Consider the following 15071-nt stretch of genomic DNA (forward strand, 5'->3'; position numbering starts at 1 on the left):
GATGAAACGAATTTGTACTTTTCTTTTTTTTAGTGTTTTCTTCGGATGTACACTTGTTAAAAAATCAACAAACATGAATACAAAAACTGTCATAGCGCATCGAGGAGCCTCAGGATATTTGCCTGAACATACTATGGAAGCCAAAGCGATGGCGTATGCGATGAATCCTGATTATATTGAACAAGATTTAGTATTGAGTAAAGATGATGTTCCTATTGTGATTCATGATATTGAGTTGGATGATGTTACCGACGTTGCCCAAAAATTTCCTGAAAGAAAACGAGAAGATGGGCGATTTTATGTCATCGATTTTACTTTTGATGAATTGCAGCAGTTATATGTTACAGAACGTTTCAATCCGAAGACGGGAGAGCAGGTGTATCCGAATCGATTTCCGAAGGGAAAAGGAAGCTTTAAATTGCATTCTTTACAACAAGAAATAGAATTGATTCAGGGATTGAATGCTTCCACAGGAAAAAATATCGGAATTTATCCGGAAATTAAAAATCCAGCATTTCATCATCAAAACGGAAAAGACATTGCTAAAATCACTTTGGATATCCTTTCTGAGTACGGTTACAAAACAAAGGAAGATAAATGTATATTTCAATGTTTTGATGCTAAGGAGCTAGAACGTGTTCGAAAAGAATTACAATCAGATTTATTTTTAGTGCAATTAATTGAGTTTTCTGAAGAAACCAAACAACTTCAGTATTTCGCAACTTATGCAGACGGATTAGGACCTTGGTACAAGCAAATTTTAGATAAAAAAGTAGGAGAGAAGTGGCAGTTTACAACACTTGTTGAAGATGCTCACAAATTGGGATTGCAAGTGCATCCGTATACGTTTAGAGCTGATCAATTAGAAGAGTTTTCTTCTTTTGAAGAAATGATGCAAGTGCTCTTTTTTGAAGCAAATATTGATGGTGCTTTTACCGATTTTCCTGATAAAATGGTCCAGTATTTAGCTAAACAGTAACTTCTAATAACTTTTTACGGTACACAGAGAGTAGTTTTGATTTAGAAATAAAACCAACATAGACTCCGTTTTTTATTACGGGTAAATTCCACGCGCCACTTTCTTTAAATTTCTCCATCACTTTTTCGGTAGTATCGGTGTAGAAAATTATAGCTGGGGCAATTTTCATAATATCTCTCACTTTGGTGGTTTCGTATAATTCTTGATTAAACATTATAGGACGAATATCATCTAACAAAACAATTCCTATAAACTTGTTTTCATCGTCAACCACAGGGAAAATATTACGTTTGGATTTTGAGACTGCTTGTTTTAACATGTCGCCAAGACTCATTTCAGGATGAATTTTTACAAAGTTTTTTTCAATAACTTGACTCATTCTCATCATCATCATCACATTTTTGTCTTTGTTATGCGTAAATAACTCTCCACGTTCCGCCAATTCAATTGTATAAATAGAGTTTGATACAAAATACTTGGTAATAGCAAACGAAACGGCTGCAACCAACATTAGCGGAACAAATAAATCATAACCTCCTGTAATTTCAGCAATTAAGAAAATTGCAGTTAAGGGAGCGTGTAATACACCTGCCATTAAACCTGTCATACCAATTAAGGTAAAATTGGTTTCAGAAACATCAAATCCAAATTGATTGATGACTTTTGCAACAGCATTTCCTAAAGTACTTCCCATTACCAATGTAGGGATGAAGATTCCTCCAACTCCACCAGCAGCGAATGTGGTGGTCATAGCAATTGCTTTAAATATTCCGATAAGTAACAAAAAAACAATGATCATCCATACATTTTCAAAATCGATATTGTAATGAATACTTTTTAACGCTTCTGGCGCATTTTCAGAGAGTAAGTTGTTGATGATTCCGTAACCTTCACCATATAGTGGAGGGATTAAAAAAAGCATTAACCCGATAGTAATTCCACCAAAAACCAACCGTTTAAAAGGTGTATACTGTTTGAAAAAATTCGTTATTCTGAAATATATTTTTGAAAAATAGACTGATGAAAATCCTGTGAAAATAGCTAGAACTAAGTAAAACATCAGGTCGTTAATTTCAAAAGCTTGCTGAAGTTTTACGCTAAATAATACGTCTTTCCCTAAAAAGAAATAAGAAGTTATTACAGCCGAAACGGACGCTAGTAACAACGGAACTAAAGATGCAAAAGCAATATCTAAACTAAAAATTTCTACGGCAAAAATAATGGCTGCAATAGGAGCTTTAAACATAGATGACATAGCCCCGGCAGTCGCACAACCAATTAATAACATTCGGGTTCTCATGTTCATATGGAATAGTTGTGCTACTCCAGAACCCAACGCTGCTCCAGTACTTACAGCAGGTCCTTGTAATCCTGCAGACCCTCCAAAACCAACTGTGATTGGTGCAGTAATAAGTGACGCATACATTTTGTAACGCTCTATAATTCCGTTTTTCTTGGAAATTGATTGTAACGTGGTAGAAATACCATGACCAATGTCTTTTTTGATTAGATATTTTTTAATGTAATACACTAAAAATAATCCGATGATAGGAAAGATAAAGTATAGTGAATGATGGTATTCTTCAATAAGACCATCTTCTAAAATATTATGGAAAAAGAACGTGAGGTTCTTTAAGATTAGCGTACCTAAACCCGCTAAAAAACCTACTAAAACACTCAATATATAGATAAATTGACGTTCAGAAATATGTTTATACCTCCAAACAAGTATTTTCTTGTAAATTTCTTTTGATGATAGCATTGTGCTTTAGAGCCTTAGTTGATATATGAAAACCTAGTTATGAATAATTAAAGATACTACCATCTTTTTAAATTAGGAATAATTTTATTACACAATTAAACGAACACCACCTAGTTCTTCTACTTTATAAGGAAACTTTTTACTTGGAGCTCCTATAAACATGAAATTAATTGGGATGTTCCATTTTTTAGATAATTCTTTGATTAATTCTGGAGTGAATTTTCCTTCAACTACTTGAAAATCGACTTTAATTTCTGGGTATTCTTTGTCTAAAAACGTAATTTCACTTGGTAAATTTTCAGGAATAGTTTGCCCTTTTTCCAATGCTAATACAATTTTTATTTTTTTAGTGTGTTCATTTCTAATAATGTATAACATCACTTTATTAAGAGTAGCAATGTTGTCTCCCTTAGTGAAAAACACAAATTCTTGAGAGTTTATTTTGTCTACGGTTTGGGTAATTTTTTTATCTACGTTAAAAACTAATTTTCTTAACGGGTTGAAGATTGCATAGATTACTCGCAACACTAATTTTAATAAAACCGTGCGGTTTAACATGATAATGACGAAAATTATGGTTGGGATAAAATAATCTAAGAAGACTACAGTGTTACTTGGTAAATCACCTTTAGGATCTATTAAGATGTTACCAACAAGAGCAGAAGATACGGCTATGATTGCTAATATAACGGATGCCCAAGGAGCTTTTTCTGGTCTGGGTAATTGATTCCTTCTTATTTTTAAAAGGATGTTTCCTATGGCAAACAAAGCCATTACCGATAAAAATGAAATGGTGTATACACCAGCAAGTAAACCTACATTTCCATTAGTTATAAGCAATACAGAAACTGCCAGAATAAAGAATAAAATAATGATTCGGTAAGAGCTTCCTCTTTTATTTTTCTTTAAAAAGAATTGAGGCATGATGCGATCTAAGGTCATACGCTCCAAGAGACCTGTAACCCCAACAAAACTAGTTAAAACAGCACCACTCAACACCAAGAAAGCATCAACAGCAATAATAGCAGCTACCCATTCTCCTCCAACAAAATCGCCCATTTGAACTAATAAAGTGTTTTGGTAATCTGCACTTTGTAATACGGGAATGGCAAATAATGATAAAGCAAAAATTGCCATTAAAGGGTTGATAATACTCACGATTATCCACATATTTTTTAATGTTTTTGGAAATACACCTTTTTGCTGTTCTTCAACAAAATTGGCAGAACTTTCAAAACCAGAAACTCCTAACATTGAAGCTGCAAAACCAAAAAAAATAGCATACCAAATACTATTTTCCGATTGATATCCCCAGTTTTCGAAAAGAATATCGATACCGTTTTGAGATAAATAAAAGATGATAAAAAAGGTTAGTACAACTAGTGATACTAAATGAAACAAAAAAATACCAACCGCTACTTTAGCCGATTCGGTAATACCGCCAATAGTTAATAATGCGAAAAATAATAAAAGTCCAACAGTTGCTATAATAATTGGCATAGAAGGAATTAGGTGATGTAAGTAATGAATAGCTTCATTGGCTGAAATAACAGCAGTAGCCATATACGAAAGGATGGTTAATGTTGCTGCAAAAGAAGCCATTAACTTACTTGTGGTATTCAATAAAGCGTTGTAGGCACCACCATTTAGAGGCATTGCACCAACAACTTCACCATAAATTTTCCGAAATAAGAATAGTACAACCGATACTATTAAAAGAGTTATCCATGCGTATTGACCTGCAAAAGCTATTGCTAAGGCAGAAACATACAAAACAGAAGAGCTGATGTCATTACCACAAATGGCAGTTGATTCTAGTTCATTAAGTTTCTTAGAAACGATTTGTTTCATAATATTATTGATTAGTTCTTCTGAGATTTAGTCTTTTTCAAGAAGTGTAACGATTAGTACATTAAAGGTAATAAAAAACCCTGCATAATTTGCAGGGTTCTTATTTTTAAGTTTTTACATCTATTTTGATGCTTAATTCTTGTAATTGTTCATCGTCTATAGTTGCAGGTGCATCGATCATTACATCGCGGCCTGAATTGTTTTTAGGGAAGGCAATAAAATCACGAATCGTTTCTTGACCTCCTAAAATAGCTACCAAACGATCTAACCCGAAAGCTAAACCTCCGTGAGGTGGCGCTCCGTATTCAAAAGCATCCATTAAGAATCCAAACTGAGCTTTTGCTTCTTCTTCAGTAAATCCTAAATGCTTAAACATGATTGCCTGAGTTTCTTTATCGTGAATTCTGATAGAACCTCCACCAATTTCATTTCCGTTTAATACTAAATCATATGCGTTTGCTTTTACAGCTCCTGGATCAGTATCTAATAACTCTAACTGACCTGGTTTAGGAGAGGTAAATGGGTGGTGCATTGCGTGGTAGTGACCTGTTTCTTCATCTAACTCTAATAATGGGAAATCGATAACCCATAATGGAGCGAATTCATCAGATTTACGTAAACCTAAACGTTCTGCCATTTCCATACGTAAAGCACTTAATTGTGCACGAACTTTGTTGGTGTTTCCTGAAAGAATACAGATTAAATCTCCAGCCTTTGCTCCAGTAGCTTCTGCCCATTTTGCTAAATCTTCTTGGTCGTAGAACTTATCTACCGATGATTTAAAGCTTCCATCTTCGTTACATTTTACATATACCATTCCTAAAGCTCCTACTTGCGGACGCTTAACCCAATCGATTAATTTATCAATTTCTTTACGAGTGTATGAGTTTCCACCTGGTACCGCAATTCCTACTACTAACTCAGCATCGTTAAATACTTTAAAGTCTTTGTGTTGTGCTACTTCGTTTAACTCTCCAAACTCCATTCCGAAGCGAATATCTGGTTTATCATTACCATATTTACGCATCGCTTCATCAAAAGTAATACGTGGGAATTTCTCTACTTCTACTCCGTTGATTTCTTTCAATAAATGACGTGTCATTCCTTCAAAAATCTCTAAAATATCTTCTTGCTCAACAAACGCCATTTCACAGTCTATCTGTGTAAACTCTGGTTGACGGTCGGCACGTAAATCTTCATCTCTAAAACACTTAACAATCTGGAAGTATTTATCCATACCACCTACCATTAACAACTGTTTGAAGGTTTGTGGTGATTGAGGTAACGCGTAAAACTGTCCAGCATTCATACGAGATGGTACTAAGAAATCACGTGCTCCTTCTGGAGTAGACTTGATTAAATATGGAGTCTCTACATCAATAAATCCTTTGTCAGATAAATATTTGCGAACTTCCATCGATACTTTATGACGGAAAATTAAGCTATTTTTTACCGGATTACGACGGATGTCTAAATAACGATATTTCATACGAATATCTTCACCTCCATCCGTTTCATCTTCAATAGTAAAAGGTGGTAATTTCGCCTCGTTTAAAATTTCTAAGTTCGATACTAAAACTTCTACATCACCTGTTGGAATGTTCACGTTTTTAGATTGACGCTCAATTACGGTACCTGTTACTTGCACAACAAACTCACGTCCTAAAGTTTTGGCTTTTTCCATTAACTCTTTAGAAGTACGCTCTTCGTCGAAAATTAACTGTGTAATTCCGTAACGATCACGTAAATCTACCCAAATCATAAAACCTTTATCACGTGATTTTTGTACCCATCCAGAAAGGGTAACTTCAGTATTGATGTGCGATGCTCTTAACTCACCACAAGTATGCGTTCTGTACATTTTTAAAAATTTTATTCTCGCGTAGCGAGATTTCCTACAAATTGCCATTCCGAACTTGTTTCGGAATCTAGAAATTTTTGCTGTGCAAATTTAACTATAAATGTTAGTTTGTAAAAAATTACTACGAGTTAGTTTTTATGAGTTTAAATCTTTTGTTTTGCAATGTAAAACCTTTTTCAAATGACACTAGATACATTTAAACAAACGATACAAAATTCACCGGAAAAAGTAGAATTTTCTGATACTATTTCAGTGATTGAAAACGTATACAATTTTACACCAACTGCTTTTAAAAATGGCGATTTATACAATGAAGCTGAAAAAAATCAAGGTTCATGTAAAGTGTTTTCGTTTGCTATACAACTGGGATTAAGTAAAGAAGAAACCTTGGCTTGTTTTGGGCAGTATTATTTTGAGGATGTTTTAAAAAATCCTGAAGGAACAGATCATCAAAACATTAGAAATTTTATAAACACTGGTTTTGAAGGATTGCTTTTTGAAGGAGAAGCGCTAACAAAACGTTAAGTATTGTTAGAGTTATTTTATTTCTTCTATCTCAAATAAATATTCCAAAGTGACCTTAAAGATTAAGTCTTTATAAAGTAATTTGAGTTTTATTATTTATTGATTTTTTTTCGTAAATTATAGGGTAATTTGATGATTATGAAGAGTTCAGCTATGTTTTTGGTGTTGTTTACTACTGTTTTCTTATTTGTACTAACAGGTTTGGTTTTTACTAAAATAGGTTTTAGTTGGGTATTTATACTTACAGTGATAGGTCAATTATTAGTCGTTTTAATGGTGTATAAAGTACTACGAGACCATTATACGACCAGCAAAACTTTTGAAGATTTTTATGAAGATTTTCCTATAGGTAGAGAGTAAAACCACCAGAGCCTGATAATAAATCATAAACTATAAAGCAGATAATAGATTAATTAACTTTTCATTATCAAATATTATTAATAAAATTATAGCTACTATGACGGGTAGGACTACATAAAATACAATCAGTTTTATTGATTTATGAATATATTTTCCAGTAAACTTAGGAAGTATGTTAAAGTTATTGTTCATTATTATAATCCTATTTAACTTTCTATTAACCCAAAGCTACAAATCATTTCTTTTAAAGCAGTTAAATAAAGTTTGTTCATTATTTTTTTGTTACTAATTATTTTCAACAATATTATGATAGCATGTAAAATAAAAATAGGACACAAAAAAACAGCTTTTACTGAAGTATAACTTATTTGTTTTTAGGTGTTTGTGTGTTTTTAAATAATGGCTGCTAAGTTTTGTGCTTCTTTGAAGTAACTGAAAAACAAGGAAATGTCCTAGAATATTCTAGGACAGAATTACAGAAATTATTTTTTGTCCTATTTTGATAAAACCTTAAATTGTATAATTCTTAGTATTTATAAGGGTTTAACAAGAGTTTTTTGATTCTAAATGAAGAAAAAAAGTGACAAAATGGTTTTAAAACTCATTTGTTTTTAACTTCTGAAAATACTTTGCAGCTTCTCTTTTTACTTTTGGCGCTAAAATTAGCGTTGACAATACTGTAGGAATCGCCATTAAAGCATAAGCACTATCAATTAGGTTGATAACAAAATCTAATTTTATAATAGAAGCAATTACAATAGTAATGATGTAAATGTAATTGTATGATTTTCCAATTTTGGTATTGGTTAAAAAGCTTAAACAACTAAATCCGTAAAAAGAGTAGGTGAAGAGTGTTGAAAAAGCAAAAATCAATACACAAATGGTTAAAATTACACTACCTATGTTGTGAGGAAGTACCGCATCGAAAGCAGCTAAGGTCATCGAAATTCCGTTACCATCAAAACCTTTCCAAACTCCCGAAGCTAAAATAGCTAAGGCAGTTAAAGAACAAACTAATAAAGTATCAATAGCAGGCCCTAGCATAGCAACTAATCCTTCTCGGATAGGTTCTTTGGTTTTTGCTGTCCCATGCATCATAGGTGCAGTTCCTAATCCTGCTTCGTTAGAAAAAGCAGCACGTTTTACTCCCGTAATAATTAAAACTCCTAAAGCACCTCCTAGAACAGACTTTCCTGAAAAAGCATCTTCAAAAATTAAAGAAAAAATAGCAGGAACTTGTTCTATTCTTAAAAACAGGATTGTTAATACTGTAACAAGATATACGACAACCATTATAGGGACTAATTTTCCTGCGACACTACCAATTCGCTTAATTCCTCCAAAAATTACCATGGCAACAATAATGGCAATAGAAATACCTAATAATAATTTAGCGGTAAAATGATTGGTTTCATGTACTTGAAAAACATCAATCAATGTTTGTGTTAATTGGTTGGCTTGAAAAGCAGGTAGAGTTCCTATCAATCCAGCAGAAGCAAAAAACACAGCTAAAGGCTTCCATTTTTTTCCTAATCCCTCTGTAATAACATACATCGGACCGCCTTTTACATTTCCGTTTTCATCTTTTCCACGATACATTACCGATAAACTACAGGTAAAAAACTTGGTTGCCATTCCTACAAAAGCACTTATCCACATCCAAAAAATAGCACCAGGACCTCCAGTTGCAATAGCAATAGCAACACCGCTAATGTTTCCCATTCCTACGGTAGCAGCAATAGCAGAAGATAAAGCTTCGTAATGGGATAAATCTCCTGGAGAGTCGGCTTTGTCGTACTTTCCTCTTAAAATAGCAATGGCATGTCCCATATATCTAAAAGGAACTAACCCTGAATAAATAAAAAGAAATAAACCACCTCCAATTAATAAAATTAATAAGGGAATTCCCCATACCCAAGAAGAAAATTGAGCAACTAAGTCTTGAATACTTAAAAACATGAAATAGGATTTTTACGAAAGTACTAAAAAGTGATAGTAAAAAAAGAACGATAGCTGTGAATTAACAACTATCGTTCTTTTGTGAATTTTTATTTACAAACAATTCCTCTTTTTCCTAAGAACTCAATATCTCTTAAAAAACCTTCTTGAATAGTTTCTGCTTGAAAAATAAAGGTTTTATCGTGTAGCTTATTGTTTTCAAAAAACGTTACCTGAAAACGATTGTCTAAATCAAACAATTCAGGTTGCATCAATTCAAATTTTTGGTAGCTGTTTGCAGGGAGTTTGTCTATTTTTCTACGGAAAACAGAAGTAGTTTTAGTGTCTGAGAATCCTTGAGAAACAATTACGACCATCTCTAAGTCAACATCCTTTCTGTTTAGAATATATACATTCCAATCCTCTTTGCCGTCAATTTCATTGGTTTCTAAAACTACAGCGATTTCTACACCTGTTACTTTAGGAATTTCAATATCTTTTTTCATTGAATACTTCTTTAAAAGGAAAGACGAAAGTTTAGTGCTTTCGTCTTTTATGTTGTTTGAATTTATTTCAAAATTAAATTACAGATTTAAATTGCTCTAAGAAACGTTTGTCATTTTCGTAGAACATACGAATATCTGGAATTTGGTATAATAACATTGCAATACGCTCGATACCCATTCCAAAAGCATAACCGCTATATTTTGTAGGATCGATATTACAGTTCTTTAAAACATTTGGGTCTACCATACCACATCCCATAATTTCTAACCAACCTGTTCCTTTGGTAATTCTATAATCGGTTTCAGTCTCTAATCCCCAGTAAATATCTACTTCAGCACTTGGCTCAGTAAATGGGAAGTATGACGGACGTAAACGTATTTTAGACTTCCCGAACATTTCTTTGGTAAAGTATAATAAGGTCTGTTTTAAATCGGCAAAAGAAACATCAGTGTCAATGTATAATCCCTCTACTTGATGGAAAATACAGTGTGCACGTGCAGAAATATCTTCGTTTCTAAACACACGTCCTGGAGATATCGTACGAATTGGAGGTTCGTTGTTTTCCATATAACGTACTTGTACCGATGAGGTATGTGTTCTTAATAACGTATCAGGATTTTTTTCAATAAAGAAAGTATCTTGCATATCACGTGCTGGGTGATATTCTGGTAAGTTTAAAGCAGTAAAGTTATGCCAATCATCTTCAATTTCTGGACCTTCAGAAACGGTAAAACCAATTCGGTTAAAAACCTCTATGATTTGATTTTTTACTAAAGAAATTGGGTGGCGAGAACCTAAATTTATAGGTTCAGACGGACGCGTTAAATCGCCGTAAACACCTTTTTCCTCAACAGCATTTTCAATAGCTTCTTTTAATGTGTTTACTTTATCTTCAGCAGAAGTTTTAAGTAAATTGATGGTTTGACCAAATTCTTTCTTTTGGTCGTTAGGTACATTTTTAAACTCAGCAAATAAATCTTTTAAAATTCCTTTACTTCCTAAATACTTAATTCTAAATGCTTCAATCTCTTCTTTTGAAGTAGTATTAAAAGCATTTACCTCTCCAATCAATTCTTTTACCTTGTCTAACATAATCTATCCAAAAGTTAAGTGGCAAATTTACGTTTTTTTGTTAAAATAAAAGAGAATTTAAGAGTGTTTACTGCAGTACTAGTAAAACTCAGAAAATAACCATTAAAATGGAAATTAAAAAATAGTAAATTAATTATATTTGTATAGTAAAATTAAAAAAATACAGAACAACTAAATTTATGGAATCTAAAATAAATGCATTTATGGATTACGTTAAAGAACGTAATGCATATGAACCAGAGTTTTTGCAAGCTGTACATGAAGTAGCAGAAACAGTAATTCCGTTTATAGAAAACAATCCAAAATATCAAGGCAAAAAATTACTAGAGCGTATGGTTGAACCTGAGCGTACTATTATGTTTAGAGTACCTTGGGTTGATGATAACGGAGAAACTCAAGTAAATAGAGGGTATAGAGTAGAGTTTAACTCAGCTATTGGTCCTTACAAAGGAGGTTTACGTTTTCATCCATCAGTAAACTTATCAATTTTAAAGTTCTTAGGGTTTGAACAAGTATTCAAAAACTCATTAACTACCTTACCAATGGGTGGAGGTAAAGGAGGATCTGACTTTAACCCTAAAGGAAAATCTGACCGTGAAGTTATGGCGTTTTGTCAATCTTTTATGACAGAATTAGCGCGTCATATAGGTCCTGATACTGATGTTCCTGCTGGAGATATTGGTGTTGGTGGTCGTGAAATCGGATACATGTTTGGTCAGTACAAACGTTTACGTAACGAATTTACTGGAGTGTTAACTGGTAAAGGAGCTTCTTGGGGAGGATCATTAATCCGTCCTGAAGCTACTGGTTATGGTGATGTATATTTTGCTGAGAACATGTTAAAAACGAAAGGAGATTCTTTTGAAGGAAAAACGGTAGTAGTTTCTGGTTCTGGTAACGTAGCACAGTACGCAACTGAAAAAGCAACTGAATTAGGAGCAAAAGTAGTTACGATGTCTGATTCTTCAGGATATATTTATGATGAGGCAGGTATTGATGCTGAAAAATTAGCTTTTGTAATGGAGTTAAAGAATGTAAAGCGTGGACGTATTAGTGAATATGTAGATCAATACCCATCAGCTAAGTTTTTTGCTGGAGAAAGACCATGGGGAACTAAATGTGATGTAGCGTTACCTTGTGCAACTCAAAATGAGTTAAACGGTGAAGAGGCTAAAGCTTTAGTTGCTAATGGATGTATTTGTGTGGCTGAAGGAGCTAATATGCCTTCTACACCTGAAGCTATAGAGGTATTCCAAAAAGCAAAAATATTATTTGCACCAGGAAAAGCATCTAACGCAGGTGGAGTTGCTACTTCAGGGTTAGAAATGTCTCAAAACTCATTGCGTTTGTCTTGGACTCGCGAAGAGGTTGATGCTAAATTACATTCAATTATGAACAATATTCACGAAGCGTGTGTTAAGTACGGTACACAAGAAGGTGGATATGTTGATTATGTTAAAGGAGCAAATGTTGCTGGTTTCGTTAAAGTTGCTGATGCAATGTTAGATCAAGGAGCTGTGTAATAAATATCGCATATATAAAGTAAAAACCTCATAGACATCTATGAGGTTTTGTTTTTTATTAGGGGAATGAAATGGATTATATAAGACGTTATTTGCTATTATTAATAGTTAAAGGCATCTTATAAATATGGTTCTTTACTGTTAATTCTTTATTTATCAGTTTATAATTTAATCTGTTTTTTACGTAGTGACAAACTTGTTCAGTATCACAATTAACATTCAAAATAACTATCTCTCCATTTTTGTTTATTAAAAATTCTACGATAGTCTTTACTTCTTTATCAAGAACAAAATTAGGATTACCCAGTAGTTCGACAATTCTTGTTCTGATTTGTTCCTTAGCAGGGTTTTCGTTTGTTGAAAATGCTGAAGTGCTCATTAACGTAACGAATACGAATACAAATAACTTTTTCATTTTTTAGAGATTTAGAGTTTGTTAAAATTTGTTACTGTAAAAGTACTGTGAATGAGTTGTTTGAGTGTTGTGTTGTTGATTAATAAAAGATTGTTTTAAGGTAAAAGAATGAGCAACGATTGGTTAGTTTACATAGAGTTAATATTGGTAATATTTGTCTTTTTTGTTGATTTTATTTCTTGTTTTTCAATCAATAATTTGTTTTTCATTTAAGATGCTAATTTTATTAAGAAAATTTAAGAAAAATTAATATTTCTAAGAGTTAGTTTTAGGTTATAACTCTCTTAAAAACTCCCTTTTACGCGCTGTTTTTTATGATAATTCTTTGTGAAAAGGCATAAAAAAAATCCTGAGAAAACTCTCAGGATTTGTATTTTGAATTGAAATCGATTTATTATTCTACAGTAACCGATTTTGCTAAGTTTCTTGGCTGATCTACGTTTTTACCTAACATTACAGCTATATGATATGATAATAATTGTAACGGAATCGTAGTTAATAAAGGAGTAAAAGCTTCTTGAGTATCAGGAATTTCAATCACGTGATCTGCAATTTCTTTAACCGTTTCATCACCTTCTGTAACAATCGCTACAATTTTACCACTTCTCGATTTAATCTCTTGAATGTTACTAACTACCTTTTCATAATGACCTCTACTTGTAGCGATTACAAAAACAGGCATGTTTTCATCAATTAAAGCGATAGGTCCGTGCTTCATTTCAGCAGCAGGATAGCCTTCAGCATGAATGTAAGAAATTTCCTTTAATTTCAACGCTCCTTCTAAAGCTACAGGAAAGTTAAATCCTCTACCTAAATATAAACAGTTCTTAGCGTCTTTATAAACAGTGGCTATTTCTTTAACCTGAGCATCAATTTTTAATAAATTCTCTACTTGCGTAGGAATTTGTTGCATCGTTTGTAAATAGTTATTTACAGCTGATGTAGATAAAGTTCCTTTAGCTTGCGCTAACTTTAAAGCGATTAAAGAAAGTACTGTAATTTGTGTCGTAAATGCTTTTGTAGAAGCTACTCCAATTTCTGGTCCAGCATGAGTATATGCTCCAGCATGCGTTTCTCTAGCAATAGAAGACCCAACTACATTACATACTCCGAATACGAAAGCGCCCATAGATTTTGCTAATTTAATAGCAGCTAATGTGTCAGCAGTTTCTCCAGATTGAGAAATGGCAATTACTACATCGTTTGGAGTAATAATTGGGTTACGATATCTAAATTCTGAAGCATATTCCACTTCAACAGGAATGCGAGCCATGTCTTCAAAAAGATACTCGCCAACTAATCCTGCATGCCAAGAAGTACCACAAGCAACGATAATAATTCTGTCTGCATTTAAAAACTTAGGCATGTTATCATCAACACCAGCCATTCGGATGATTCCCTCATTGGCTAGCATTCTACCTCTATACGTATCGATAATCGCTTTAGGTTGCTCGTAAATTTCTTTTAACATAAAGTGGTCGTATCCACCTTTTTCTATTTGCTCTAAGCTTAATTGTAACTTTTGAATATTCGCATCGATTTCTTTATCGTTTTCAATCTTACGAACTTTAATTCCTTTATCTTTTTTTATGATGGCTAACTCACCGTCTTCAAGGTAAATAGCATCTTTGGTATATTCAATAAAAGGAGAGGCATCAGAAGCTACAAAAAATTCTTCGTTGTTTTTTCCAACACCAATAGCGATCGGACTACCTAAACGTGCTACAACTAACTCGTTTGGTTTTGTTTTGTCGAAAACAGCAATTGCATAAGCTCCAATTACATTGGTTAATGCTATTTGAACAGCCTTACCTAATTTACAACCTTCACTTTTCTTTACTTCTTCAATAAGGTTTACTAAAACTTCAGTATCAGTATCACTTTTAAATTCGTAACCTCTAGATATTAATTCTTTTTTAATGGTATCGTAATTCTCAATAATCCCATTATGAACAATAACCAAATCTCCAGACTGAGAAAAATGAGGGTGTGAATTTACGTCATTAGGTACACCATGAGTAGCCCAACGCGTGTGTCCTATTCCTATTTTTCCAACTTTTCGCTCTTCTTCTTTGTTAGTAATTATTTCTAAGTCTGAAACTTTTCCTTTGGTTTTAGATAAATGCATAGTTTCTCCATCATACATCATAATACCTGCACTGTCGTATCCTCTATATTCTAAACGCTTTAACCCGTTAATTACAATAGGATAAGCATCTCTGTGTCCTATATAACCTGTGATTCCACACATAACAATT

General features: G+C 33.2%; 12 protein-coding genes. 4 read left to right on the forward strand and 8 right to left on the reverse strand.

The window, feature by feature from the left end:
• Nucleotide 1: 1 nt before the first annotated feature.
• Nucleotides 2–979, forward strand: coding sequence for a glycerophosphodiester phosphodiesterase (gene glpQ, locus ACKTSU_RS00745; RefSeq protein ID WP_408034477.1), 978 nt, complete (start codon nt 2–4; stop codon nt 977–979).
• Here the strand turns inward: glpQ and ACKTSU_RS00750 are convergent.
• The 3 genes from ACKTSU_RS00750 to aspS all read right to left on the reverse strand — a co-directional run bounded on the left by ACKTSU_RS00750 (nt 969) and on the right by aspS (nt 6453).
• The gene (locus ACKTSU_RS00750; protein ID WP_408034478.1) at nt 969–2741 is read right to left on the reverse strand and encodes a chloride channel protein; all 1773 of its coding nucleotides are present in this window, start codon (nt 2739–2741) and stop codon (nt 969–971) included. The two genes, glpQ and ACKTSU_RS00750, sit on opposite strands and share 11 nt — an antisense overlap.
• An 87-nt stretch (nt 2742–2828) precedes the next feature.
• Nucleotides 2829–4592, reverse strand: coding sequence for an APC family permease (locus ACKTSU_RS00755; RefSeq protein WP_408034479.1), 1764 nt, complete (start codon nt 4590–4592; stop codon nt 2829–2831).
• 106 nt (nt 4593–4698) lie between these two features.
• On the reverse strand, nt 4699–6453 hold the full coding sequence (aspS, locus tag ACKTSU_RS00760; protein WP_408034480.1) for an aspartate--tRNA ligase: 1755 nt from the start codon (nt 6451–6453) through the stop codon (nt 4699–4701).
• A gap of 180 nt (nt 6454–6633) precedes the next feature.
• Between aspS and ACKTSU_RS00765 the strand changes: the two genes are divergently transcribed.
• Together ACKTSU_RS00765 and ACKTSU_RS00770 are read left to right on the forward strand one after the other, a co-directional pair.
• Nucleotides 6634–6978: a HopJ type III effector protein gene (locus ACKTSU_RS00765; RefSeq protein ID WP_408034481.1), complete on the forward strand. Its 345-nt coding sequence runs from the start codon at nt 6634–6636 to the stop codon at nt 6976–6978.
• 138 nt (nt 6979–7116) lie between these two features.
• A complete protein-coding gene (locus ACKTSU_RS00770) occupies nt 7117–7338 on the forward strand; it encodes a hypothetical protein (protein ID WP_408034482.1) in 222 nt (73 codons plus the stop codon).
• 594 nt (nt 7339–7932) lie between these two features.
• Here the strand turns inward: ACKTSU_RS00770 and ACKTSU_RS00775 are convergent.
• The 3 genes from ACKTSU_RS00775 to pheS form a co-directional block, all read right to left on the reverse strand.
• Nucleotides 7933–9297, reverse strand: coding sequence for an alanine/glycine:cation symporter family protein (locus tag ACKTSU_RS00775; protein ID WP_408034484.1), 1365 nt, complete (start codon nt 9295–9297; stop codon nt 7933–7935).
• Between the two features lie 89 nt (nt 9298–9386).
• Nucleotides 9387–9782, reverse strand: coding sequence for a hypothetical protein (locus ACKTSU_RS00780; protein ID WP_408034485.1), 396 nt, complete (start codon nt 9780–9782; stop codon nt 9387–9389).
• Between the two features lie 73 nt (nt 9783–9855).
• Nucleotides 9856–10875, reverse strand: coding sequence for a phenylalanine--tRNA ligase subunit alpha (gene pheS / locus ACKTSU_RS00785; protein WP_028891465.1), 1020 nt, complete (start codon nt 10873–10875; stop codon nt 9856–9858).
• Nucleotides 10876–11054: 179 nt separating this feature from the next.
• Here pheS and gdhA point away from each other — a divergent pair, with 179 nt between their 5' ends.
• A complete protein-coding gene (gene gdhA, locus ACKTSU_RS00790; RefSeq protein ID WP_408034486.1) occupies nt 11055–12398 on the forward strand; it encodes an NADP-specific glutamate dehydrogenase in 1344 nt (447 codons plus the stop codon).
• An 88-nt stretch (nt 12399–12486) separates the two neighbouring features.
• Here gdhA and ACKTSU_RS00795 read toward each other — a convergent pair whose 3' ends face one another.
• On the reverse strand, nt 12487–12813 hold the full coding sequence (locus tag ACKTSU_RS00795; protein WP_408034487.1) for a hypothetical protein: 327 nt from the start codon (nt 12811–12813) through the stop codon (nt 12487–12489).
• A 394-nt stretch (nt 12814–13207) separates the two neighbouring features.
• Nucleotides 13208–15064 (reverse strand): glutamine--fructose-6-phosphate transaminase (isomerizing), encoded by a 1857-nt coding sequence (glmS, locus tag ACKTSU_RS00800; RefSeq protein WP_408034488.1) that lies wholly within the window; start codon nt 15062–15064, stop codon nt 13208–13210.
• Nucleotides 15065–15071: the final 7 nt, after the last annotated feature.

The organism is Tenacibaculum aestuarii, from assembly GCF_964510395.1.
GTDB classification, from domain to species: domain Bacteria; phylum Bacteroidota; class Bacteroidia; order Flavobacteriales; family Flavobacteriaceae; genus Polaribacter; species Polaribacter aestuarii.

Bases quoted from the DNA above. Each gene is read 5' to 3' on its own strand.
- glpQ (WP_408034477.1), top strand. From the start codon at position 2: ATGAAACGAATTTGTACTTTTCTTTTTTTTAGTGTTTTCTTCGGATGT.
- ACKTSU_RS00750 (WP_408034478.1), bottom strand. From the start codon at position 2,741: ATGCTATCATCAAAAGAAATTTACAAGAAAATACTTGTTTGGAGGTAT.
- ACKTSU_RS00755 (WP_408034479.1), bottom strand. From the start codon at position 4,592: ATGAAACAAATCGTTTCTAAGAAACTTAATGAACTAGAATCAACTGCC.
- aspS (WP_408034480.1), bottom strand. From the start codon at position 6,453: ATGTACAGAACGCATACTTGTGGTGAGTTAAGAGCATCGCACATCAAT.
- ACKTSU_RS00765 (WP_408034481.1), top strand. From the start codon at position 6,634: ATGACACTAGATACATTTAAACAAACGATACAAAATTCACCGGAAAAA.
- ACKTSU_RS00770 (WP_408034482.1), top strand. From the start codon at position 7,117: ATGAAGAGTTCAGCTATGTTTTTGGTGTTGTTTACTACTGTTTTCTTA.
- ACKTSU_RS00775 (WP_408034484.1), bottom strand. From the start codon at position 9,297: ATGTTTTTAAGTATTCAAGACTTAGTTGCTCAATTTTCTTCTTGGGTA.
- ACKTSU_RS00780 (WP_408034485.1), bottom strand. From the start codon at position 9,782: ATGAAAAAAGATATTGAAATTCCTAAAGTAACAGGTGTAGAAATCGCT.
- pheS (WP_028891465.1), bottom strand. From the start codon at position 10,875: ATGTTAGACAAGGTAAAAGAATTGATTGGAGAGGTAAATGCTTTTAAT.
- gdhA (WP_408034486.1), top strand. From the start codon at position 11,055: ATGGAATCTAAAATAAATGCATTTATGGATTACGTTAAAGAACGTAAT.
- ACKTSU_RS00795 (WP_408034487.1), bottom strand. From the start codon at position 12,813: ATGAAAAAGTTATTTGTATTCGTATTCGTTACGTTAATGAGCACTTCA.
- glmS (WP_408034488.1), bottom strand. From the start codon at position 15,064: ATGTGTGGAATCACAGGTTATATAGGACACAGAGATGCTTATCCTATT.